Source organism: Corynebacterium gerontici (assembly GCF_003813985.1).
Taxonomy (GTDB): domain Bacteria; phylum Actinomycetota; class Actinomycetes; order Mycobacteriales; family Mycobacteriaceae; genus Corynebacterium; species Corynebacterium gerontici.
Genome location: NZ_CP033897.1, coordinates 1,850,778 through 1,872,292, shown reverse-complemented (window position 1 = coordinate 1,872,292; position 21,515 = coordinate 1,850,778). Strand labels below are relative to the sequence as shown.

Genomic DNA, 21,515 nt, shown 5'->3' with positions numbered 1-21,515 from the left:
ACCGAAAATCAGTTGCGGTGATTGGTGGCTCAAGGAGGCGATGCTCAAGCATGGGATCGATGCGTGACGCAGTAGCCGAAAAAGTAGAGCGACTCGAACGCAACCACGAAATGCTCAAGCAGCGTCGCTATGGATTTCTGGTTCGGCCGTTAGTACTCGGTCTCGGCGGACTGGTGGTCATCCTCGGGCTGATCACCATTCCTTTCCCTGGGCCGGGTTGGCTCACTGTTTTCATCGGTGTGGGCATTTTGTCATTAGAGGTGCACTGGGCGCAGCGGCTGTTGGGGTGGGGAGTGAACTCCTACGATCGCTTCAGCACGTGGTATCAACCGCAACCGAAGAAAGTGCGCTATTCACTCATCTCGGGCACCATTGTGGCCGCGTGGATTACGGTGCTGGGGCTGACCTGGGTTGGTTGGAAGCTCGGAATGATTCCAGCTCTCGATGAGGTCATGGCAACGTTTGGCTAGCCACGGCGCGGGCCAAAAATCACACAAGACAACAAAATCGCTCCGGATCCCAGCAGTACCCACAACAGGTGCCCTCTGGCAGGCGATCCGTGAGGCCGGTCAGCTTGAATATGCGCTTCGCGGTGCGTCGCCGCCGTGTGTTGGAAGCTAATCGCGGTGTCGGGATGAATTGTCCCGGTGTTTGGATCAACGCTGTTCCACAGCAACTCCCGGATCTCGCCAGGGGTTGCCTCTGGGTATCGTTGACGCAGGAGCGCAACGGTCCCGCTGACCACCGGCGCAGCAAAGCTCGTACCCTCAAATGCTTCTACGTTGTGGTGTTGGTCGAGACCACCAACAAGACCCGGGCCACGGGGATTCAGAGCAGCAGCAACGTGTCCGGGCGCACTCAACTTCTCACCGAGGGCAGGCATGGAATAGTCGGCGAGCTGGCGCGGGTTTACTAATGCACCAACGCCCAACACTGTGGGCATGGCAGCGGGCAATACTTTCGCTTGTGCGTCACAGGTGCCGCCGGCGTTGCCTGCTGCAGCCACCACAACAACACCTTCCGCTTCGGCGCGTGCAAGCACCTGCTCTAGGGGCGTTAAATCGAGTTCTGCATCGGCGGGCACGCACGCGGCCAAGGAAATGTTTATGACGTCAACTTTGTGGTCGATCGCCCGTTGAATGGCGTCAACCAGTGTGGATAAACTGCCGGTGGTGTCGTCTTGCTGATCTTGACCTTCGTTGTGTTGACGAATCCCTAGTATGCGAGCACCCGGTGCCACGCCAACAACACCATCGCCTTGGTCGCGTGCGCCGATGATTCCGGCGACGATGGTGCCGTGCGCCTGGCAATCCCCAGCCTCGTTATCCTCGTGGAGTAACAGGCGAGGATGAGGCTCAACCCCGGTATCGATGACAGCAACGGTAACCCCGGCACCATCGGCAAAACGATGGGCTGGGCGGTAAGTATCTGCCTGCATCGCTTGGGCACGAATCGCTGCATCACTCGCCCCCAAGGTGGCGGGGCACTGCTGTGCCACGGCCGAGGGAGCCAATATTTGGGTTCCGCCCGCAAACATCAGCGTCAGGGCCGTCAGTGCGGAGAGCCTGAGGTGCTTCATCCTGCGTACCCGCGCAGCATGCCAAACAGTCCGAGAACCTGCAGCGTCAATGGCACCGCGAGGCATACGCTCGCTGTCTCGAACCTTTCGAGCCACACCACCGTCGTGGGCGATAGAGCCCGCAGCCGATTGCTCCAAGCAGGAGCCAGTGCTGCTGCGCCGCACATTATCCCAGCAAGCACGAGTACCGCCCAGTGCCCGCTGTTGGCACCGGCGATGGCGAGGGAAAGCAAAGCTGCCATACCAACCAGCCATGTGCACCACACCGTGGTGGGGGACTGGTGGCGATGTGCATGCAAGATCATCGCCAAACTCACCGCCGCGCCTAAACATGCGGTACTGATCGGGTGTGCGTTGAAGGCAATCGCCGGAGAGGAACTCAGCGCCAACCATGCGAAGGCCGGTACACAAAAACTGAGTATGCCCAAGTGAATGCCGTCGAAGAACACTCTCGCTGCTTGTGCCTGAGCCTGCAGCACGTCGGGGGCTGTGTCCTGGTCTTCGGTGGCGAGGTCTTCGCCAGCGGTGGGGACGTGTGGCACGCTCAATCCGCCAAGTTTCGCGGCCAACAATGGTGCGGTAATGCCCAACACGACGGCAGCTAGTGTTCCCAGCGCGCTTGCTCCAACCCACCAGCCGTGCGGGGCGCTTTCGTAGCGTTGATACATCCAACCTGCCGGAGTTCCTGCCATGAACAGCAGCAGCACTGTTGCGCACGCGGTGATGCTCCTGCGCATGACAGGCGTTACGTGCCATCCTTGTTTGGCTTCCAAGGTGGTGGCGGGGGAACGTCGACAAGCAATAAACCAGCACAACAGCACTGCAATGAACCCAGAGCACACCCCCGCCAGAACACCGAGGACCGCGTCATGAGCGCGTCCTCCAGTAACCACAATCGCGGAGGAGAAAGCAACGAAGGCCACGATCATTGGCAATAGCAGCGCATTCGGGGCAAAAACGTATGCAGCCAGCAACATTAGCCCGGCAATACCTAGCGAAGCAGCTAGAGGCAAAGGCGTGGGGCTGAGCAGCAACAATGCGCAGCAGCCGATGGCTCCGCTGAAACTCGCCGCCAACGCAGTCCACCGAACCGCCGTCAGGTGACCACCAAGCGCCGAGACTGCCTCAGCAGAATCACGCAGCACCGGCACGGGCGTTGGGCGTCTGGGGCGAAGCATCACAATCGAGCCGTGCTCCAGATCGGTTTGTGCGATGGCAATGTTGGTGTCGAGCTCCACGCCCGCGGCGGTGGTCATCTGCCACGGCACGCTGATCGAAGGTGCATGAGCCAGTTCCAACACCTCAGCGAGCACCTCATGAAGGCTCGCCGAATTAGGAATTGACATGTCGATGGCGCGGGCGGAATCCTCGCTGCGTCCGGAATGGATGCGAAAATGTAGCCGAATATCTTGGTCGACAACATTCATAGACAATCGTCCCCCTCTAACAAAGCTGATTGTTGCGTGAGCTTGCCGCGATCCCCAATCGCGCCTTTGGGCCTAGCCCTTTTGCTCCCCACAATCTTCACCTATGCTGAGGTTCGTGTCCACCGCTAAGCGGTTCGGCGCAAAAAGTTGGCGCGTACGGGGGTGCGCGCCGAAGGGGAATTGTTTTTGAGGGGGATCCAATGGGGAACACAAAACTGCTGGCAAAAAAGCTTTTCGACGCCCCACCGCCAGCACAGCACTCAACGCAAACCAACTGGGACGTTGATGAGCACCACCACTCACAGCCACCCGAACTCCCTACCGGTGAGCTCAAAGCCCAACCGGTGCCAAAGGCGCCAAAACCAGAACCTGTTCCACTGACCAGGCTGCTCATGCCGGTGATCATGGTGCTAGTGATGGGCGCGATGGTGGCGTTCATGGTGTTATCGGGGAGCAAACTCAACCCGATGACCATGATGTTTCCGCTGTTCATGATGGTGTCCATGGTCGCAATGTTTCAGCCAAAAGCGGCCGATGAGGTCAATGAGACGCGCCGGGGATACCTCCGGCACTTGATGCTGCTGCGCGATCAGGCCATCGGTAATGCGCAGCGCCAACGCGAATACGAAACTTCGCTGCATCCAGCCGGTGATTCCCTCACGCCGCTGCTTGAGCATGGTGAACTGTGGCAGCGAGGATCAGATGAACCACTGTTTTCTGCAGTCCGCATCGGGCTGGGACGCACGCCGCTGTGCACTCCTATAAAGGTGGAAGATCCAGGTGCTTCAGAGGAATTGGATCCAGTGTGCGCGATTGCACTTCGCCGCGTGGTGCGCTCGGTGGGGACAGTGGCATCCATGCCCGTGGTGCTGCAATTGCAGGCGTTTCGCGCGGTGACCATAGTGGGCGAGGATGCCGCCGCGATGCTGCGTTCCATCGTGTGTCAACTGGCATTTCACCACCGTCCGGGCGTGATCCACGTTGAGGTTGAGGCTTCGCTGCGCCAGGACGAACAGTGGCAGTGGACCAAGTGGCTTCCGCATACCACCTCTGAAGGCGCTTTCAATGTTGTGCTTGTCGACGCCACCCGTTGCCCAGTCGAAATTGCACGCAACACCGCCGATGAACGCACAGTGATATTGGCATATTTTGAGGGCGACCTGGCCGGAGCCGAGCACAACGAGATGGTGGCGATGGCAGAAGATGAGGGAGTGGTGCTGCGAAGCCAGGAGCAGCGCGTTGCGGTATTCAGCGAGGTGGGTGAAGAAGACCTCGGTGAGGCGGATCTGCTGAGTGTCCAAGGTGCTGCTCATTTTGCACGCCAATTAGCGGCTTTTGGGCAGGAGCAGGAGATCCGACAGGATGAACGCCGCCCACTGCAGGGGATGTCCCCGGTTGTGGAAGAGATTGAACGTCGGTGGGTGGCGCGCGGAAAACGACGGCTCGCGGTGCCGATTGGTAAACGAGCCGACGGTGCAGCGTTGGTGCTGGACTTAAAAGAGTCTGCACACGGAGGCATGGGGCCGCATGGATTGTGCGTGGGCGCTACCGGCAGCGGCAAGTCGGAGCTGCTGCGAACGCTGGTGGTTTCACTGGCGGCGGAGCATGACCCTGACACATTAAATTTCGTGTTGGTGGACTTCAAGGGTGGCGCAACCTTCTTGGGTTTAGAGCGCCTGCCCCACACTTCAGCGGTGATCACTAACCTCGCGGAAGAGGCGGTGCTGGTGGAGCGTATGCACGATGCTATTGCCGGAGAAATGCATCGCAGGCAGGAATTGCTGCGTTCAGCCGGCAATTTTGCCAATGTTGGTGAATACCTCAAGGCTCGGGAAACTCGCCCTGACCTAGAGCCCATGCCCGCGTTGGTGATTGTGCTTGACGAGTTCTCTGAATTGCTTGGCCAGCACCCGGACTTCGCTGATCTCTTCGTTGCTGTGGGACGTTTGGGCAGGTCGCTCCATATGCACCTGTTGCTTGCGTCGCAGCGTCTCGAGGAAGGCAAGTTGAGAGGCCTAGATTCCCACCTGAGCTACCGAATTGGGTTAAAAACTTTTTCTTCCGCTGAATCGAGGCAGGTACTCGGCGTGCCAGATGCCTACGAGCTGCCGAACAACCCAGGCGCGGGTTTGTTAAAAACTGCCGACGGTGAGCTGGTGCGCTTTCACACCGACTACGTTTCCGGTTCGCTCATGGTCGCCTCAACACAGTCGCAAGAGGGGCGTCGGGCGCGGGCATGGTTCGGGTGGGACGAACAAGCGCTTACGCTCCAAAAAGATCCGCAGGGCCGCACCTTCCTGGGCGCCACGGTTGATGCCGCCATCGAGGTCGCTGAACTTCGCGGACAGCGCGCACGCAGCATTTGGCTGCCACCGCTTCCGGATGCGGTGCCATTGGCCGAACTTGAGCACAGTGGTGCTGCCTTGCACGCGAGTATTGGCTTGATTGATCGCCCCTTTGAGCAGCGCCAGGATCCACTGGTGTTGAACTTCGAGGGACAGCGAGGACACCTCGCAATCTGTGGTGGACCGCAGTCTGGTAAGACCACTGCGTTGAAGAGCACTGTATTGGCACTAGCGCACACCCACAGCCCGGATGCCGCGCGTTTTTACGTGCTTGACCTGGCGGGAAGGGATCTAGCCTCACTGGTGCGCTTGCCGCATGTATCAGCCGTGGTCCACCGCGACGAAGCTGAAAAAGTTGCGCGAGTGGTGGACGAAGTCACCGGCTTGATCGATACACCTGAGCAGCGCCACACCTTCTTGATCGTGGATGGTTGGCACGTGTTGAGGGCGGAGTTTGAAGAGCATTTGGAGGCCCTGAACCGTATCGCTGCTGATGGTCTAGCGGCGCGCGTGCACCTTATTGTGAGTACTCCCCGGTGGACGGCACTACGCCCGGCAGTGCGTGATCTGATCGCTCAGCGCCTTGAACTCAAACTCGGTGAGTCGCTGGATTCGCTGATTGATCGCAAGGCACAAGAACGTCTGCCAGATTCGCCAGGCATTGGTCTCAGTGGCGAGAAGGAACTCATGCGTATCGCGTGTAGCAGCCAGCAAGACATTGGCCATATCTTGCAGCAACACAGCAACACCACGCCAGTTCCAGCGCTCAAGCTGTTGCCAGAAAGCATCACGGTGACGGAACTTCAGGGCGAAGCACCGCTCAAGATCGGCATCGGCGGGGCTCGGTTGCAGACGGTGGCGTGGGATGCCGATACCCAACCGCACTTGCTGTGCCTTGGCGGGCAGGCTTCCGGTAAGAGCACCCTGCTGGCGTGTTTGCTTCAGCAGATTGCAGCACTCGGACCGGAACAGGCCCGAATCGTTTTGCTGGATCACCGTCGAAGCCACCTCGGCACCGTGCCAGAAGACATGTTGGCGGGCTATGCCGGATCCAAACAAGCATCCCAACAATTGCTGCGCGACGCACTCATCACGCTCCAACAACGCCTACCGGGACCCGACATTAGCCCTCAAGCTCTGCGCGCGCGCAGTTGGTGGGACGGACCCGAAATCTTCCTGGTCATTGACGATCTTGATCTCATTGACGCAGCAGTACTCCAGCCCTTGCTCGAAGTAATGGCGCATGCCCGGGATATTGGACTCCATCTGGTGGTCGCACGAAAAATTGGTGGCGCGATGCGGGCACTGTTCCAGCCCTTCCTTTCAGAGCTCAAGGATCAACACCCCGTGGTGGTGATGCTGTCTGGCGAGCGCGATGACGGCCCGCTGTTTGGTGTACGGCCAGAGCCGCGAATCCCCGGGCGAGGTGTGCTGATTGAGCGGGGCGCGCAGCAAGGCATGGTGCAGATTGCCCAGGCGGGGCAGTCATGACCCAACTGGAAATCAGCGTGCTGGATACCTGCACCATATTCGAAGGGCCAGACACTCTCTTCCGCTACGACCTACCGGGAACGGGCATAGTTGAAGGATGGGCCACGGAGGCGGTGGTACAGCAAGCGGAGGAGCTTCTGGGGACGTGGGAAGCCGGTGAAGTGGCGCTCAGCGGGGAATCCCAAGCCGTGGAGATACTCACAGCTGCACTTGAAAGCGCTGGTGCACAGATGACACCCGAACCCAAGGTGCCTGATCCAATGCCCAAGGCGCGAAAACCGCTAGCTTTAAACCGGAGGACGGAGCCCAAAACGGCACCAGCGAAGAAACTGGTGTGGGCAAGCATTGCAGCCATTGCGATGCTCACCGGGGTCGTCTCTTGGCGCTGGCTCAGTGGTTCACCTACGGCGCAGGTAGAGACGCCGGAGATGGTAGCGGAGGGGTCGAAAAGCGAAGAAAGGACCACCCCGCCACTTAAACCTCTGCCACCGCCGCCGGTGGAGCCAAGCGTGCGCACCATGGAACTTGGCGGACTGCGCGTGGCGCTTCCGGTGGACTTCGGATTAGAGCAACGCGGTGAGGACGTGATGGCGAGGGGGAAAGATCCGCGACTTCGGGTGCTGCTTTCTTCGAGCAAGAGCGGGCACAGCATCGCGGGAACGCTGGCTTCAATTCAGGAGGATCCGTCCTTGGAGTTGCTGCAAGATGATGGCCAAGACGGGTCGCATCAAGTGGTGTACTTGGAGCGAGCCGAAGATGGTTCCCAAACGCGCTGGACGCAATGGGAACAAGGAGACAGCAACTTTTTTGTTGGTTGCCAAACCAAGGTGAAAGCCACACATGAGCAATTGGCGGTATGTGACCAGGCGGTGCAGAGCTTGGAGAAGTCGGGCGAAATTTTTTCCGGAACCCAGGGAACCTGACGCACCAAAACTGCGTCTAACAATAGTGAGTGGGAACAACACTCCGCCGATTTCAAGCAGGGGGCTTGGAAGGCGCAGCACACTGCGACAGCAGAAACAACAATAAGGGGGATATAGAGGTGACGAACGCGTTTCGCACTGAATCCGACGTCATGGTGAGCACCGCCGGACGTGTAGATGACACCAATAATGAGGTGCAGGGGGAACTCACCAGGCTGCGTGGCGTGGTTGATGCCGTGCGCGGATCCTGGGCGGGTAGTGCTCAGCACAGCTTCGATGGGCTGATGGAGCGCTGGAACACATCGGCACGCGACCTGCAGCAGGCGCTGCAGTCCATCGCCGACAACATCCGCTCCAATGCAGGATCCTTCGACCACACCGAAGCCGACAACGTCGCCGCCTTCAACGCCGTTGGCGGCCAGGGCCTGGCACTCTAAACCAAAGGGGGAAATATGGACATGATCAAGTACGGGTTCGGTGAAATCGAAGCCGCAGCGGGGGACATCCAATCCACGTCCGGGCGTATCAACGCGCTGCTGGAATCTCTGCGCGCACAAATCCAACCGATGGTGAGCACCTGGGAAGGCGAATCCGCCACCGCCTACCAGCAGGCCCAGGCGCAGTGGGATCGAGCAGCCGCTGAGCTCAACACGATCCTTTCCACCATCGCCAACACTGTCCGCCAGGGCAACGAGCGCATGAGCGAGGTGAACCGTTTGGCAGCAGCTTCTTGGGGCTAGAAAGCTTTTCGACGCCCCGCGCTCATCAACCACCAGGCCCCGTTGAATGGCAACGAATGCGAGGCCTGCTGCGTTGATTGGCGCCACACAACCCTCCATAACGAACGCGCAACCTGGGCGGGTTGCGCGTTTCGTGTCTCGATAGTCTTGGCTGCTCTAAGGGCTCAAAAGTTTCCTGAGGGCAGCCTTGTTAGTGGGTTTATCTGTGGCTCGGTTCTTAAGTACATCACTGATTTTTAGATATAAGGTTTGGTGATCACGGTAGAAGCATCTTTCTTTTGCAGATTCGCTCGACTTGATAGTGTTGTCCAGCCACTTGACGCCATTATCGCCGAAGAGCGAACCTCGGAATACAACGATGGCGTTTCTCTCCTCAGCCGTTTCCATGAAGGTGCGCACGTACTCCAAAATGGGCCGTTGAGAAGGCAAGAAACACCCGAAATCTGCATTTTGGTCTGAGACGTTGAGCTCGAAATCTTCGGAATGCAGCAACTTTTTTAGGTTCGCACCAGTTTTAGACGCGTAGGGATGCAATTCGACTTGTGCTACCAAGTCTGAGGTTGATGTCTCCCTCTCTTCATCTGGAAAGAGAGATCGCAGATATGTTTCGTCTCGGGGCGCGCCAAAGTAGGTGGTGTGCCAGTTGTATTCTCCCGAGGTCCACTCTTCGGGATCCTGTGGAAATAGTTCTCCCCCGCCCCAAAAGCTGGCACCATCGCCATGGCAATTTAATGGAGGGCAGAAGGCAAAGTCCGGGCTCCTGCCGTCCATAGACCAAGGGACTAAGACTTCTTCGCCTCTGATGTGTCGCAGCAGCTTTTCTTGTTCTTGTTTCCATTGCTCTCGTGCTAGTTTGCGAACACGTTGCGCCTTCTCATCAGTGCTATCGCTTGGATCAAAGCCTAACCGTTTTCCGAGTTGATTCCGCAGCCTGCCAGGTGTCGAACCCAGCAAATCAGAGAAGGGGCGACCCATGACCCAGTCGGAGTACTCATGAAAACCAGGGTTCATGCTCACTACTAACAAGCGAGGGGCAGAGAGATCCCCCATGAAGGGTTGCGGAACCGCCGGGTAGAGCGGAAGCCCCGTTGCATCATCGGCTTGGAACTCTTTGATCTTCTTTCCTTCATAACCGTTCACCCAGGAACGAAGCCTTGCTAGGCACTTGTCCTTAGGATCAGTTTCGTTCTTTAAGAATGCAACATCTTGGGGGTGTATAAAGGTGTCCGGCGTCAATTCAGTTTGTTTGAACTTGTCACTCTCGTCTAGGAAGAAACCTAGGTTCTCTCCTTTCAGAAAACCCTTTTCGTGGTTCTGTGCATCCTTTTCGTTATCCACCGAGCCTTCGCGATTCTCTTGGTCATCCTCGGAACCCGTGCGCCAAAACTTCGTTACCCTATTTGCTGCCGTGCCTACGGGATCGGTGTTGTCCTTCTCATTGATAGTCATACCTATTAATCAACCCCCAAATTCGGTCCCAAGACAACCGCCCAAACGGGTTTGGACTGAACCTGACACCCATAGCCGGATCCTGAGACGCCCCCAACGCGCACCTGGATCCGGGCAGATCGCCTTTCCCGTCATGATCGCCACCAACGCTGCCACGCAGCCGTCGAAAAGCTAAAAGCCCCTAAGCAATTTTGGCTGTTCAGCCCTCATGGGGTAGGGTAGAGCGCCTGTGTGGAGTGCGCCTTTTTGGGGCGCGCAGCAGGTCACCTCGGGTCTCCACCGGCCGCCGTGTGTGATCTTCCATTCGATACTTTTGGCTGGCAGTTCTAGACAGACTTAAAGGAGTCATTCAGTGTCTACTTACCACCCGAAGAGCGGTGACATCACCCGCAAGTGGTACGTCGTTGACGCGACTGACGTTGTGCTTGGTCGTCTTGCAACCCACGTAGCTGATCTGCTGCGCGGTAAGGGCAAGCCCCAGTTCGCACCTAACGTTGATTGCGGCGACCACGTGATCGTCATTAACGCTGACAAGGTTCACGTTTCCTCCAACAAGCGCGAGCGTGAGATGCGCTACCGCCACTCCGGTTACCCGGGTGGTTTGAAGAGCATGACCCTTGGTCGTTCGCTCGACCTGCATCCCGAGCGCGTTATCGAGGAATCCGTGCGTGGCATGATGCCGCACAACCGTCTTTCCCGTGCTGCTGTGAAGAAGCTGCATGTGTTCGCCGGTTCCGAGCATCCCTACGCAGGCCAGAAGCCCGAAACCTACGAGATCAAGCAGGTGTCCCAGTGAGCGAACAGAACGTAACCGAAAACTTCGAAGCCGACGCAGCCGACATCGCCGCTGCTACCGCTGCTTCTGAGGAGTTCACCAACACCATTGGTGACGTCGTTGCACCCGAGGCAGAGGCCGAGCAGACCGAAGCTGCTCCGCTGCACGAAGGCCCCATCCAGACCGTTGGTCGTCGTAAGCGCGCCATCGTGCGTGTTCGCATGGTTGAAGGCTCCGGCCAGTTCACCTGCAACGGCCGCACTCTGGAGGAGTACTTCCCCAACAAGCTGCACCAGCAGTTGATCAAGGCGCCTTTGGCCCTGATCGACCGCGAGGGTCAGTTCGACATCGTGGCAAACCTCACCGGTGGCGGCCCTACCGGCCAGGCTGGCGCATTCCGCCTCGCCATTGCCCGTGCACTGAACCTGTACAACCCGGCTGATCGTGCCGCCCTGAAGAAGGCCGGCTTCCTCACCCGTGACGCTCGTGCCGTCGAGCGTAAGAAGGCTGGTCTGCACAAGGCACGTCGTGCCCCGCAGTACTCCAAGCGTTAAGCTTGCGCCTCAAGGTTTACAGCGCCACTTTCATCCTGGTACACCAGGTTGGGGGTGGCGCTTCGCTTATCTCGTCTGCTTTGCGCTTTTCGACGACCCCGCCCCCCAACTTAGACGTGAGCAACACCGCCACAAGCAGGCAATCAAAAGCGCCAAGTCCACGGCAGGAGCCTGTTAGGATAACCTGGTTCCCTTCATTGCCTTTCACCACGTATCGCAGTTGTGGTCGGCCGATTCCCCCGGGATTGGCAACGCCGAATCCTTCTCCTGCGCGCACCGGTGGAGGAGCTGAAAACTACCAATGCGAGCGCGAGCAATGGCCACACTTTCACATAACGGACAGGTCCCCGGTACCCGGCGGTTCGGACGATTCCGCCGTCCCCGCCTCCCCATGACGGTGGAACCCCAGGACCTCGGCGGCCGACCCATTGGCAAGAAGATCCGCCGCGTGCCGGGCATCGATGGTCTGCGTGGCATCGCGGTGCTATCGGTAGTGATCTACCACTTTGCCAAGCCGATCTTGCCGGGCGGTTACCTAGGCGTGGACGTGTTCTTCGTGCTCTCCGGCTTTCTCATCACCTCCTTGCTTTTGCGCGAGTACGCGGCAACGCTACGCATCAGTTTGAAAGACTTCTGGATTCGCCGCCTGCGCCGAATCCTGCCCGCAGCCACGATGGTGTTGCTCATAGTGGTGCCCATTGCCCGCTGGTTTGGGGGCAACTTGGCCGTGGGCATTGACAAACAATTCTGGGGGTCGCTCTTCTTTGTCAATAACTGGGTGCAAATCGCCAACGGCAACACCTACTTTGGCCAAGACCAAGTACAGATCTTTGCCCACTATTGGTCGCTGGCAGTAGAGGAGCAGTTCTACATCATCTTCCCGCCACTGGTGGTTGGCCTACTGTGGCTCATCCGCTACAGAGGATTGAAAATCCGACCAGTGTTCGGCGCGGTCTTTGTCATGCTCGCGCTGCTGAGCGCCTGGCGAATGGTGGCGCTCTTTGTCCCGGGTGAAGATCCAACCCGGGTCTACTACGGCACTGATACCCACGCGTTCGGGTTGCTCATCGGGGCGACCTTGGCAACGCTTCTGACCTCAACGAACGCTCGAGCGCACGATTCCTGGCCAATGCCGACGCGAAATTCGAGAAGATCCATCGGTTTTTTCGGCCTGCTGGCTTTCATCGCTCTAATGTGGCTCATGGTGACGATGGGCGATGACCTCGCTGTCACCTACCGTGGCGGATTGTTGGGGGCAAGCCTGCTCACGGCAGTAGTGCTGGGCACTGTAGTCTTCGAGGCCGGGCCAATTTCCACGCTTATGCGTACTCTGCCACTGCGCTGGCTTGGAGAACGCTCCTTTTCGCTCTACCTGTGGCACTGGCCGGTCATCCAGCTCTTGCACCACTGGTTTCCGGAAAAGTCGTGGCAGCTTTTGGCGCTCTTTGCCCTGAGCCTCTCGCTACCGGTATCCGCGTGGTCCTATCGTCACATCGAAACGCCGATTCGTCGCGGCGGATATGTTAAGGCGGCGCGTCGACAAGCCAAAACTTTGGTTTCACCTGATCTCAACCCCGTGCGGGCTTGGATCAGCACCATCGCCGCCGTGCTGGTGATCCCCGTAGCTGCCACCGCTGCGTTGGCCACGGCCCCTGATAAAACGGACATTGAGCAATTCCTCAATTCCGCGGCCGCGAAAAAGGATGCACCCGCGCAAGCTGCAGACACAGCACCGCCCAAGCCGGTGCGCGAAATGCCGAAGGGGGAGCAGATCTCGGCGATAGGTGATTCCGTCATGCTCGCCAGCTCGGACGGTTTGAGGGCAAAATTCCCGGGTATCTATGTCGACGGTGAAGTCTCCCGAGCACTCGTCACAGGCAAAGGCATCCTGCAATACATGATCGATAACGGAACCCTGGACCGTTTTGTTGTCCTGGGCTTTGGCACCAACTCCCAGGTTGATGATGAACTCATGGACGAAGTAATGGACGTCCTTGGGCCGGATCGTGTTGTGGTGATTACCGACCCTTATGGCGACCGCCCCTGGATTCCATATTCGAGGGAAGCCATCCTTGCCGCGGCCAAACGCTACGACAATCTCTATGTGGCTCCCTGGTGTCAGGCGGCAGCCACTGATCCCCTGGTGCTACGCGACGACGGGATCCACCCCACTGTCGAGGGCGCAAGCGTATATGCCGACACCATCTATGACGCTTTCCTGCAGTGGAAAAAAGACGATAAGAAGATCCCCGCCCAGTGCGGTGCCTAACGTTGGTTGCTGCTTTGGCCGCACCGCTTCGACGGGGGCTGCGAGGGCCTGAAGTGGGAAAATGTAAAGGTGCTGCTGAGCTGCAGAAACCTTAGGCAATCGGAGGATTCGGGGGTGTGCGGGCATAATAAAAGCCATGACTCGACTTTTCGGAACTGATGGTGTTCGCGGCCTTGCCAACAAAGTACTCACCGCCCAACTCGCCCTGCGCTTAGGTGCTGCTGCGGCCGAAGTGCTCACGCGCGATAACCGCAGTGGCAGCAGAAGGCCGGTGGCAGTCATTGGCCGCGATCCCCGAGTTTCCGGCGAGATGCTCGCCGCGGCCCTGGCCGCTGGCATGTCGAGCCGCGGCGTTGATGTCCTGCGCGTTGGCGTGCTGCCCACGCCAGCGGTTGCCTACCTCACCGATTTCTACGGCGCGGACATGGGCGTAATGATTTCCGCGAGCCACAACCCAATGCCGGACAATGGCATCAAGTTCTTCTCCAAAGGCGGCCACAAACTTCCAGACCATGTGGAGGACGAAATTGAGCAAGTGATGGAAGATCTTGCAGATTCCGGCCCCACCGGCCACGGTGTTGGCCGCGTCATTGAGGAAGCCACCGACGCCCGCGAGCACTACCTCAAGCACCTGAAGTCAGCCATGCCGCAGGACCTCGACGGGATCACCGTGGTGGTGGACTGTGCCAACGGAGCTGCCAGCGAAGTTGCTCCGATGGCCTATGAGGCCGCTGGTGCCAAAGTAGTCGCCATCCACAACAAGCCCAACGCCTACAACATCAACGACAATTGCGGTTCTACCCACATTGACCAGGTACGTCAGGCAGTGCTGGAACACGGGGCGGATCTTGGCCTCGCTCACGACGGCGACGCCGATCGCTGCCTCGCAGTCGACGCTGAGGGAACGATCGTCGATGGTGATCAGATTATGGCGATTTTAGCCCTGGCTATGCAGGACAATGGAGAGCTGCGAAAGAACACGCTCGTTGCCACCGTCATGAGCAACCTCGGTTTGCACATCGCTATGCGCGAGGCTGGCATTAAGCTGCTCACCACCAAAGTGGGGGATCGTTACGTGCTTGAACAGATCAACGAGGGCGGGTTCAGCCTCGGCGGCGAGCAGTCTGGCCACATTGTCATGCCCGATTTTGGCACCACCGGCGACGGCACGCTCACTGGCCTTGCCATTATGTCGCGCATGGCGCACACCGGCGTGTCCCTTAAGTCTCTGGCCGGCGCGATGAAGGTGCTGCCGCAGGTGCTCATCAACGTCCCGGTTTCTGATAAGTCGCGTATCCAGTCGCACCCTGAAGTGGTGGCGGCGATGGAGTTCGCAAACGATGAGCTCGGCGATACTGGCCGCGTCCTGCTTCGCCCCTCCGGCACCGAAGAATTGTTCCGCGTCATGGTGGAGGCCGAGGCAGAAGAAAAGGCGCGGCGCATCGCAGGTGCGTTGGCGGCGGTAGTTTCCAAAGTTTAGGGAACCGCTCAGTGGTTTTTTACGTCCAATAGTTGTAGAGCCGGTGTTTTCATCCAACCGGTCACAACAATTGTTGGGGGGAACAATGAACCACATGGCACTCGATGTTGCCGAAGCTTTAAACAAACTTCGCGCGCTGGAGTCCGAGGCTGCTCAGCAGCTCCAGCATCACCACGAGGGTGAGCCGACCCTAGCGCCGAGCGCATTTGGCCGCGATTTCCAAGCCAAAGGCCATGCATTAATCAAGCTCTTTGCCCGCTTGCACCGAGCCAATCTTGAGCGTTATCAGCACCTTGAGCGAGCCACGGGGCTCGCGCACGCTGAAGTCGATAACGCTCAGCAGGCCGAAGAACAGAATGCCGAAGTACTCAGGGGTGTGCGGTGAACATAGAGCTTTTCGACGCCGCCGTTGCACAACTGAAAGCCGCATCAAATGGCTTGTACCCGGGGCCAAAAACCTCGAGTGCAACTCTCAGTAATGCCTTTAACTCCACCGCAGGTCTGGATACCAGCATGATCGAGCAGGCCGCGAGCCAAGTGGGAGGGCGAAGTCACCCAGGCAAACTGCGTCCGATGGGGCCGCTGCTCGAAACCGTTCTGCGTGAATTTGCAGAGGCCGCCATCGGCGTTGGTTTGGAAAAGCTCCTGCGAGGCGTTGTACGTGGTCACGAGCGCAACGTTTGCGTTGGCCAAGCAACCGCCCGCGCAGGCAGCGTCATCAGCACGATCGATCAGGAGTCTGCGCTCACCTGTGACGCTGCCCTCGCCACGCTCAGTACCGCAATGCAGCCGCTGCTTGCAGCGATCATGGCAGCGAACCCGGTGCTCAACCCGATTGTCGGAACGACCGTTTTCCCAAGTTTGATCAAGACCGCCGGTGGTTTGATTGACGCCGCAGCCTCGCTCATCATGGGCACGTGCAGCGCCCGAGATCAGGCCATCAATGATTGCTTTGACACCCTCATCGGCGAGTGTGAGCAGGCGGCAACCGAACCGGAGGCATGCGTCAATCCCAGTGAAAGCCCACAAGCGCCCGAAGCACAGGCGCCGCCTCAGTCGTGCCCAACACAACCCCAGGCTGCTCCAGCATCTCAGGCAACACCGGTGCCCAAAGCCGATCCGGCACCGCCGACAACCCCAACTTCAGCGTCATCAGAGCCCAGGGCGATGGGATCACCGCCAGTGCAACCTGCAAGCCTGGGCTCAGCACTGCCCACGCCGCCACTTGGAGCGGAAGGCGTCAATGCCGCGCTTGGGGCAGTCGGGGAGTTCATTCAGAGCGCGGGCAAGGGGGTGGTGTCCGCAGCGCAAAGCGGGCTTGCACCCGCGATGACTCCACCTGCCATGAGCACACCAACCATGGCCGCGCCGCCGAATGGTCCAGGCATGTTCGGTGAGATCATTTCAGGGGGACTCACGCCCGATGTGGAGACGCAACAAAGTAGCAGCGGCTTTGGCATCAACATTGATATCAAGGCCGATATCGACATTGAGGCCTGCGGACAAGCCGCAGAGCAGTGCGCGCAGCAATCCAGCGCTGAGACTCCAGCGCCGCCGAAAGAAACTAAACCCGAACACATTGAACCTGAAGCGGCAGTGCCGCCCGAGGCACCAGCCGAACCAGCCCCGGCTCCTGAATCGCCGCCAACAATCGCTGCTGAGCCTGAGGCTCCGACGCCACCGGAAGCAGCAGCGCCCGAACCAGCAGCGCCTGAACCAGCAGCGCCACCCGCACCTGAGGTGGTGTGCGAGCCACAGCCTGAGGCGGCGCCACCCGCCGAACACGCCAAGAAAGCCGGAGGATGGTCATGAGTTACGAGGCCTACTTAGAGGAGTTCCGTAGGCAGACCGCTCAGCGGGTTGCCGAATTTGAAAGGGCGGTAAAGGCCGCCGAGGCTAGTGTGCAGCAAACGAAGAAACACCAGGTGAAGCACAACAAAAACGCTCCCCGGCGCCGTGGGCGCGTTCGGGGAGTGCTCAGAACTGCCTCGCAGTATTAAGGCTTGAAAGTTCCCATGTCTGCCTTGGCCTCAAGTGCTTCACCCGAGTAAACGTCGCTGTGCTTCAGTTCCGCTTCTGGATCTGAGAACACCGAGTACTTCTTTTCGTCAGCTAGTTGGTGCAGAAGGAAGCCGGTGGTCAAGCCGCGAACCTGCTCGCGCACCCGGGTTTTGATACCGCCGGTGCCGGTTGCGAGCTTGAACAAAATGTCCTCGCTGAGGACGTGGGCGCCACCCTTGATCATTTCGCGGTACACCACGTCGCCACCCCAGTTGTGGGCGATTTTGGCGGCGTTGCCGAAGTCAAAGATGGGCTCTTCGTTTGTGGAGATTACGAGGCCTGCAGCGCTCACTCGGGAGGCGACGTCCTCGGGCTTGGGGTGACTTTTCGCTGGGTACAGCGCTGCAACGGCGCGAAGGTTATCGCGCTGGGCTGCCGCAAGCACCGCCGCCGAGGCGCCCATTCCGTGGCCAACCAAGCCCAGGCGGCCGGGGGAGACGGTGATGTTGCCGGTTCCGAGTTTCACTCCGGTGAGGATTTGCAGTCCGCTTTCCAGGTCTGCTGCGAACCCGCGCGCGTCGGGGATCCACCCCGTCTCTGTGTTGGGGGCTACGACGGCGAAACCCCAACTAGCGAGGTGGCGCAATGTGCCGTGGTACTTTTCTATGTCTTTCTTCCAGTCGTGGGCGAACACCACTCCGGGAATGCCATTGCCTTCTGCGGGGGTGTAGACACGCCCGGGAAGGCCAGCGTATGCAAGGTCGCCAACGAGGACGCGGTGCGGGCCGCGCTTGGATACTTTGGAAAGTTGCTTGGACAGTTTTGTAGCCACGAAACCCAAGGATAGTGCATGTAACTTCAGAGTTGTGGCAGGGCTTCGTTGTGCCAAGACTTTCGTGGAAGATGGTGGCACAATGGTTCGCTATGAACTTGCTGGAATCGCGGATCAATTTGGACGCTATCGCCCACAACACGGCAACCTTGAAACGCCTTGTGGCTCCAGCGAAACTCATGTGCGTACTCAAGGCCGATGCTTACAATCACGGCGCTGTAGCCGTGGCCCCCGTCATGGAAGCTGCAGGAGCTGATGCCTTCGGTGTTGCCACCATGGAGGAGGCTCACGCATTGCTCGATGCGGGCGTGCAGGTGCCGATCACGTGTTGGTTATGGAGCCCAACCCAGGATCCCGCGGCTGTGTTGGATGCGGGGATAACGCTGGCGGTGGCGTCGAAAAGCCAAGCGGAGCGTGTCATTGCCCATGGGCGCGGCCGTGTAGTGATCAAAGTTGATACAGGAATGCACCGTTCGGGTCTCATCGAGGATGATTGGCACGAAGTGATGACGGATCTCCACAACAGCAATGTGGACGTGCAGGGATTAATGAGCCATTTTGCGCTTGCCGACGATCCCGCGCAACCGCTGACCGGCGCGCAAGTTCGCAAGTTTGAGCAGGCCATTGCGCTGGGCAGAAGCATTGGGCTTGAGCTTGCCTGCAACCATATTGCTAATTCACCGGCGGCGCTCAATATTCCCGAGGCCCGCTTTGACATGGTTCGCGCGGGACTATCATTGTTTGGCGAGGAACCGGTGGTGGGCGAAGATCATGGCCTGCAACCCGCCCTGCGATGGGTAGGAACGGTCACGATGACCAAGCCCGTGAGTAAGGGGGCCGGGGTGAGTTACGGACACACCTGGCACGCGCCGGAAGAAGGCGTGATAGCCGTGGTATCGGCGGGCTACGCCGATGGGCTACCAAGAAGCGCCCAGGGCCACCTGGAAGTGGCGATCAACGGGCAGCGCTACCCGCAGGTTGGTCGGGTCTGCATGGATCAGTTCCTGATTTACCTGGGAGATAATCCCAAAGACGTGCGTGCGGGGGAAGAAGTCGAAATCCTCGGCGGCCAAGCCACGGCCGTCAGCGAGCTTGCGGCGTCAATGGGCACGATCAATTACGAAGTGATGTGCATGCTGGGTGGGCGCACCCGCCGGGTGTATAGCGGCGGAGTAAAAGGAGAAAAATGATGATCGACGAGCAACACCGCAGTATTCGGTGCGAAACTGCCGCAGAAACCCAAGCGTGCGCGCAGCAATTGGCAAAGGAACTCGGTGCTGGTGACGTGGTGATCTTGGAAGGCCCACTAGGCGCCGGCAAAACAACCTTCACCCAAGGGCTCGCCCGGGGGCTTGACGTGCAAGGCCGTGTAACCTCGCCAACGTTTCAAATCGCCAGAGAACATCACCCCAACGGGGCTGGCCCAACGCTGATTCACGTCGATGCTTATCGCCTGCTAGAGGCAGGGGAGGATCCCCTCGACGCGCTTGAGTCCCTGGACCTCATCACCGAGATGGATCGAGCCGTCGTTGTTGCGGAATGGGGCGGCGGCATGATGGAACAGCTTGCAGAGAGCTACATTCACGTCATCATCGACCGCACCACGGCTGTTGATGAAACCCCCGAATCCGAGGCGCGGATCATCTCCTGGCGCCGGGTCGATGCAGCACGCTCAAGGGGCTAAGGGCGCAAGATGCCTTGAGGAAGGTCCGGCCCTTCGGCGTCGCAGTTAGGGTTTTTCTCACAAACGCAAAGGATTTCAGACACACTTTGCATCTGTAGCTTGAAGCCGGTGGCGAAAGGGCGCAACAATTGAAAGAAACATTCCCTAAGTACATACGAGCTGTGCGCGCAGTGCTCGAGCGATGCGAAGCTGCACCTGGTAGGGGGCCATCCACGCCAGGGGCGTTTCGGCGCAGCGTTTGATGACCTCGCGATGATTCCGTGGCGGCGTGGATTTCTTTACGACGCTGTCGAATCAGCATCGGCGGCAGTGTTGAACAGTTCCTGGGTACTGGAAATAATGAGGTATTGGTCGTGCTCGACTACTTGGCAACACAGCCGCTTTTGACACTGGTCTTGATCCTCGCGCTGGGTTTAGCGCTTGGGAAGATTAGGATCCTTGGCATTTCTCTTGGTGCCGCAGCCGTGCTCTTCGTGGCACTGGGATTGTCCACGCTGAATCCTGATCTGCAGCTTCCACCGCTGTTGTACCAGCTTGGGCTCGCACTATTTGTGTATGCCATTGGCTTGGAGGCCGGTGGGGATTTCTTTGCGCAATTCAAATCGCGAGGCTGGAAACTCAATGTCTTTCTTGCGTTGCTGTTAGTTTTCCTTAGCGGGGTTGCCATAGTAGTTGTGCGCGCGCTTGGTCTAGATCATGAGATCGGCGCCGGCATGTTTGCGGGCTCCCTAACATCGACTCCGGGTATGGCTGCGATGGTGAACATGCTGAATAGCAGCGATCCTGCCCAATCTTCGCAACCAGTGGTTGGTTACTCGCTGGCGTATCCCGGTGCGGTGATCGGTTCCATTGTGGTGGCCGCAGTAGGTGCCAAGCTGCTGAAGGTAAACCATCATCGGGATGCGAAATCTGAGGGCATGATTTTGGATCCGCTGATGTGGGAAGCGGTGCGTTTGCGTCCTGGTATCGACGGAACTGTTGGCGATCTTCGAGACATCACAGGCCAACAGATTATCGCCTCTCGTGTCATTCATGGCGATACTGATCATCAATTGGCGCTCAGCGAGCACCCGCTGGAAGAGGGCATGATCTTGGTGCTCAATGGTACTGCAGAAGCACTTGAGGCCGCCATTGATATATTGGGCGAAAAAGTGCATGTAACCCTCGACAGTAACTTCCTTAGGTATACCCGCGTTACTGTATCCAATAAGGCTGTCGTGGGGCGTACCATTGAAGAGCTGAACACCGCGTCGAAAGGCTTTCTCATTGTGCGCGCCAGGCGTGGCGACCGCGACGAGGTTCCTTTGCCAACAGATGTAGTGCACTACTCTGACAGGTTGCGTGTCGTTACCACGCATGATCGTCTACCTGAGGTTCGTAAGTTTTTGGGAGATTCGGAGCGTTCGCTTGCGGATGTAGACCTGCTGCCATTTTTTATCGGTCTTTTCTTAGGCTTGTTCATCGGCATTATCCCGATCCCGCTGCCCGGCGGTAATGTTCTGACGTTGGGTTTCGGCGGTGGTCCGATCGTAGCTGGCTTGGTGCTGGGCGCTTTGGAACGCACCAGCTCAGTACGTTGGCAAATCCCTTATCACGCCAATCGAACCATCAGCACTCTCGGTTTGAGCCTTTTCTTGGCCGGAGTGGGCACCAAAGCGGGAGTGGGGTTCCGCGACGCGTTGACAGACCCGTCCTCGTTCAAGGTGATAGGAGCAGGGCTCATCATCTCTCTGCTCAACGCGGTAATAAGCGCAGCCATTTGTATGCCTCTGCTTAAACTGAAATGGGATGAAGCGATGGGCGTTGCCGCAGGTATGACCACTAATCCTGCTGTAATCTCCTATATCAATGGTCAGAGTGGCACGGAGTTGGCTACTCGCGGCTACGCGACGGTATACCCGACGGCCATGATCGGCAAGATTATTGCCTGCCAGGTTGTGCTCATATTGCTGCTTTAGGTACACGC

Annotated in this window: 19 protein-coding genes; 15 read left to right on the top strand and 4 right to left on the bottom strand. The window is 58.5% G+C overall.

Annotation, left to right across the window (positions count from 1 at the left end; genetic code table 11):
• The first annotated feature begins 50 nt into the window (after positions 1-50).
• Complete coding sequence (locus CGERO_RS08720; RefSeq protein ID WP_123935126.1) at positions 51-470, top strand: TIGR02611 family protein; 420 nt, start codon at positions 51-53, stop codon at positions 468-470.
• Here CGERO_RS08720 and CGERO_RS08715 read toward each other — a convergent pair.
• Both CGERO_RS08715 and eccD read right to left on the bottom strand, forming a co-directional pair.
• Positions 467-1,579: a S8 family serine peptidase gene (locus tag CGERO_RS08715; RefSeq protein WP_164470293.1), complete on the bottom strand. Its 1,113-nt coding sequence runs from the start codon at positions 1,577-1,579 to the stop codon at positions 467-469. The two genes, CGERO_RS08720 and CGERO_RS08715, sit on opposite strands and share 4 nt — an antisense overlap.
• Positions 1,576-3,006: a type VII secretion integral membrane protein EccD gene (eccD, locus tag CGERO_RS08710; RefSeq protein WP_123935122.1), complete on the bottom strand. Its 1,431-nt coding sequence runs from the start codon at positions 3,004-3,006 to the stop codon at positions 1,576-1,578. The genes CGERO_RS08715 and eccD overlap by 4 nt, the downstream gene beginning before the upstream one ends.
• 200 nt (positions 3,007-3,206) lie before the next feature.
• Here eccD and eccCb point away from each other — a divergent pair, with 200 nt between their 5' ends.
• The 4 genes from eccCb to CGERO_RS08690 all read left to right on the top strand — a co-directional run bounded on the left by eccCb (position 3,207) and on the right by CGERO_RS08690 (position 8,505).
• Positions 3,207-6,842 carry a type VII secretion protein EccCb gene (gene eccCb / locus CGERO_RS08705; RefSeq protein ID WP_123935120.1) on the top strand — a complete coding sequence of 1,212 codons (3,636 nt, stop codon included), beginning with the start codon at positions 3,207-3,209 and terminating at the stop codon, positions 6,840-6,842.
• The gene (locus CGERO_RS08700; protein WP_123935118.1) at positions 6,839-7,765 is read left to right on the top strand and encodes a type VII secretion-associated protein; all 927 of its coding nucleotides are present in this window, start codon (positions 6,839-6,841) and stop codon (positions 7,763-7,765) included. Before eccCb ends, CGERO_RS08700 begins: the two co-directional genes overlap by 4 nt.
• Before the next feature lie 119 nt (positions 7,766-7,884).
• The gene (locus tag CGERO_RS08695; RefSeq protein WP_123935116.1) at positions 7,885-8,202 is read left to right on the top strand and encodes a WXG100 family type VII secretion target; all 318 of its coding nucleotides are present in this window, start codon (positions 7,885-7,887) and stop codon (positions 8,200-8,202) included.
• Positions 8,203-8,217: 15 nt separating this feature from the next.
• The gene (locus tag CGERO_RS08690) at positions 8,218-8,505 is read left to right on the top strand and encodes a WXG100 family type VII secretion target (RefSeq protein ID WP_123935114.1); all 288 of its coding nucleotides are present in this window, start codon (positions 8,218-8,220) and stop codon (positions 8,503-8,505) included.
• 156 nt (positions 8,506-8,661) lie between these two features.
• On the opposite strand, the gene CGERO_RS08685 is transcribed toward CGERO_RS08690, so the two are convergent.
• Complete coding sequence (locus CGERO_RS08685; protein ID WP_123935112.1) at positions 8,662-9,954, bottom strand: hypothetical protein; 1,293 nt, start codon at positions 9,952-9,954, stop codon at positions 8,662-8,664.
• Positions 9,955-10,306: 352 nt separating this feature from the next.
• Between CGERO_RS08685 and rplM the strand changes: the two genes are divergently transcribed.
• The 7 genes from rplM (at position 10,307) to CGERO_RS08650 (ending at position 17,032) form a co-directional block, all read left to right on the top strand.
• Complete coding sequence (gene rplM / locus CGERO_RS08680) at positions 10,307-10,750, top strand: 50S ribosomal protein L13 (protein WP_123935110.1); 444 nt, start codon at positions 10,307-10,309, stop codon at positions 10,748-10,750.
• Positions 10,747-11,283, top strand: coding sequence for a 30S ribosomal protein S9 (rpsI, locus tag CGERO_RS08675; protein WP_123935108.1), 537 nt, complete (start codon positions 10,747-10,749; stop codon positions 11,281-11,283). The genes rplM and rpsI overlap by 4 nt, the downstream gene beginning before the upstream one ends.
• Before the next feature lie 391 nt (positions 11,284-11,674).
• The gene (locus CGERO_RS08670; RefSeq protein WP_123935106.1) at positions 11,675-13,552 is read left to right on the top strand and encodes an acyltransferase family protein; all 1,878 of its coding nucleotides are present in this window, start codon (positions 11,675-11,677) and stop codon (positions 13,550-13,552) included.
• Between the two features lie 136 nt (positions 13,553-13,688).
• Complete coding sequence (gene glmM, locus CGERO_RS08665; protein ID WP_123935104.1) at positions 13,689-15,032, top strand: phosphoglucosamine mutase; 1,344 nt, start codon at positions 13,689-13,691, stop codon at positions 15,030-15,032.
• Between the two features lie 94 nt (positions 15,033-15,126).
• Positions 15,127-15,417: a hypothetical protein gene (locus CGERO_RS08660; protein WP_123935102.1), complete on the top strand. Its 291-nt coding sequence runs from the start codon at positions 15,127-15,129 to the stop codon at positions 15,415-15,417.
• A complete protein-coding gene (locus CGERO_RS08655; protein WP_123935100.1) occupies positions 15,414-16,844 on the top strand; it encodes a hypothetical protein in 1,431 nt (476 codons plus the stop codon). The genes CGERO_RS08660 and CGERO_RS08655 overlap by 4 nt, the downstream gene beginning before the upstream one ends.
• On the top strand, positions 16,841-17,032 hold the full coding sequence (locus CGERO_RS08650; protein ID WP_123935098.1) for a hypothetical protein: 192 nt from the start codon (positions 16,841-16,843) through the stop codon (positions 17,030-17,032). The genes CGERO_RS08655 and CGERO_RS08650 overlap by 4 nt, the downstream gene beginning before the upstream one ends.
• On the opposite strand, the gene CGERO_RS08645 is transcribed toward CGERO_RS08650, so the two are convergent.
• Complete coding sequence (locus CGERO_RS08645; RefSeq protein ID WP_123935096.1) at positions 17,029-17,865, bottom strand: dienelactone hydrolase family protein; 837 nt, start codon at positions 17,863-17,865, stop codon at positions 17,029-17,031. The two genes, CGERO_RS08650 and CGERO_RS08645, sit on opposite strands and share 4 nt — an antisense overlap.
• A gap of 92 nt (positions 17,866-17,957) precedes the next feature.
• On the opposite strand from CGERO_RS08645, the gene alr reads away from it, so the two are divergent.
• The 3 genes from alr (at position 17,958) to CGERO_RS08630 (ending at position 21,507) form a co-directional block, all read left to right on the top strand.
• Positions 17,958-19,055, top strand: a complete 1,098-nt coding sequence (alr, locus tag CGERO_RS08640; RefSeq protein ID WP_123935094.1) for an alanine racemase — start codon at positions 17,958-17,960, stop codon at positions 19,053-19,055.
• Positions 19,052-19,549: a tRNA (adenosine(37)-N6)-threonylcarbamoyltransferase complex ATPase subunit type 1 TsaE gene (gene tsaE / locus CGERO_RS08635; protein ID WP_123935092.1), complete on the top strand. Its 498-nt coding sequence runs from the start codon at positions 19,052-19,054 to the stop codon at positions 19,547-19,549. The genes alr and tsaE overlap by 4 nt, the downstream gene beginning before the upstream one ends.
• Before the next feature lie 353 nt (positions 19,550-19,902).
• On the top strand, positions 19,903-21,507 hold the full coding sequence (locus CGERO_RS08630) for an aspartate:alanine exchanger family transporter (protein WP_123936090.1): 1,605 nt from the start codon (positions 19,903-19,905) through the stop codon (positions 21,505-21,507).
• The last annotated feature ends 8 nt before the right edge of the window (positions 21,508-21,515 follow it).

Excerpts from the sequence above, each read along its gene's own strand:
- tsaE (WP_123935092.1), top strand. The coding sequence starts at position 19,052 with ATGATGATCGACGAGCAACACCGCAGTATTCGGTGCGAAACTGCCGCA.
- CGERO_RS08660 (WP_123935102.1), top strand. The coding sequence starts at position 15,127 with ATGGCACTCGATGTTGCCGAAGCTTTAAACAAACTTCGCGCGCTGGAG.
- eccCb (WP_123935120.1), top strand. The coding sequence starts at position 3,207 with ATGGGGAACACAAAACTGCTGGCAAAAAAGCTTTTCGACGCCCCACCG.
- eccD (WP_123935122.1), bottom strand. The coding sequence starts at position 3,006 with ATGAATGTTGTCGACCAAGATATTCGGCTACATTTTCGCATCCATTCC.
- CGERO_RS08720 (WP_123935126.1), top strand. The coding sequence starts at position 51 with ATGGGATCGATGCGTGACGCAGTAGCCGAAAAAGTAGAGCGACTCGAA.
- CGERO_RS08670 (WP_123935106.1), top strand. The coding sequence starts at position 11,675 with ATGACGGTGGAACCCCAGGACCTCGGCGGCCGACCCATTGGCAAGAAG.
- CGERO_RS08715 (WP_164470293.1), bottom strand. The coding sequence starts at position 1,579 with ATGAAGCACCTCAGGCTCTCCGCACTGACGGCCCTGACGCTGATGTTT.
- glmM (WP_123935104.1), top strand. The coding sequence starts at position 13,689 with ATGACTCGACTTTTCGGAACTGATGGTGTTCGCGGCCTTGCCAACAAA.
- CGERO_RS08650 (WP_123935098.1), top strand. The coding sequence starts at position 16,841 with ATGAGTTACGAGGCCTACTTAGAGGAGTTCCGTAGGCAGACCGCTCAG.
- alr (WP_123935094.1), top strand. The coding sequence starts at position 17,958 with ATGAACTTGCTGGAATCGCGGATCAATTTGGACGCTATCGCCCACAAC.
- CGERO_RS08690 (WP_123935114.1), top strand. The coding sequence starts at position 8,218 with ATGGACATGATCAAGTACGGGTTCGGTGAAATCGAAGCCGCAGCGGGG.
- CGERO_RS08685 (WP_123935112.1), bottom strand. The coding sequence starts at position 9,954 with ATGACTATCAATGAGAAGGACAACACCGATCCCGTAGGCACGGCAGCA.
- CGERO_RS08700 (WP_123935118.1), top strand. The coding sequence starts at position 6,839 with ATGACCCAACTGGAAATCAGCGTGCTGGATACCTGCACCATATTCGAA.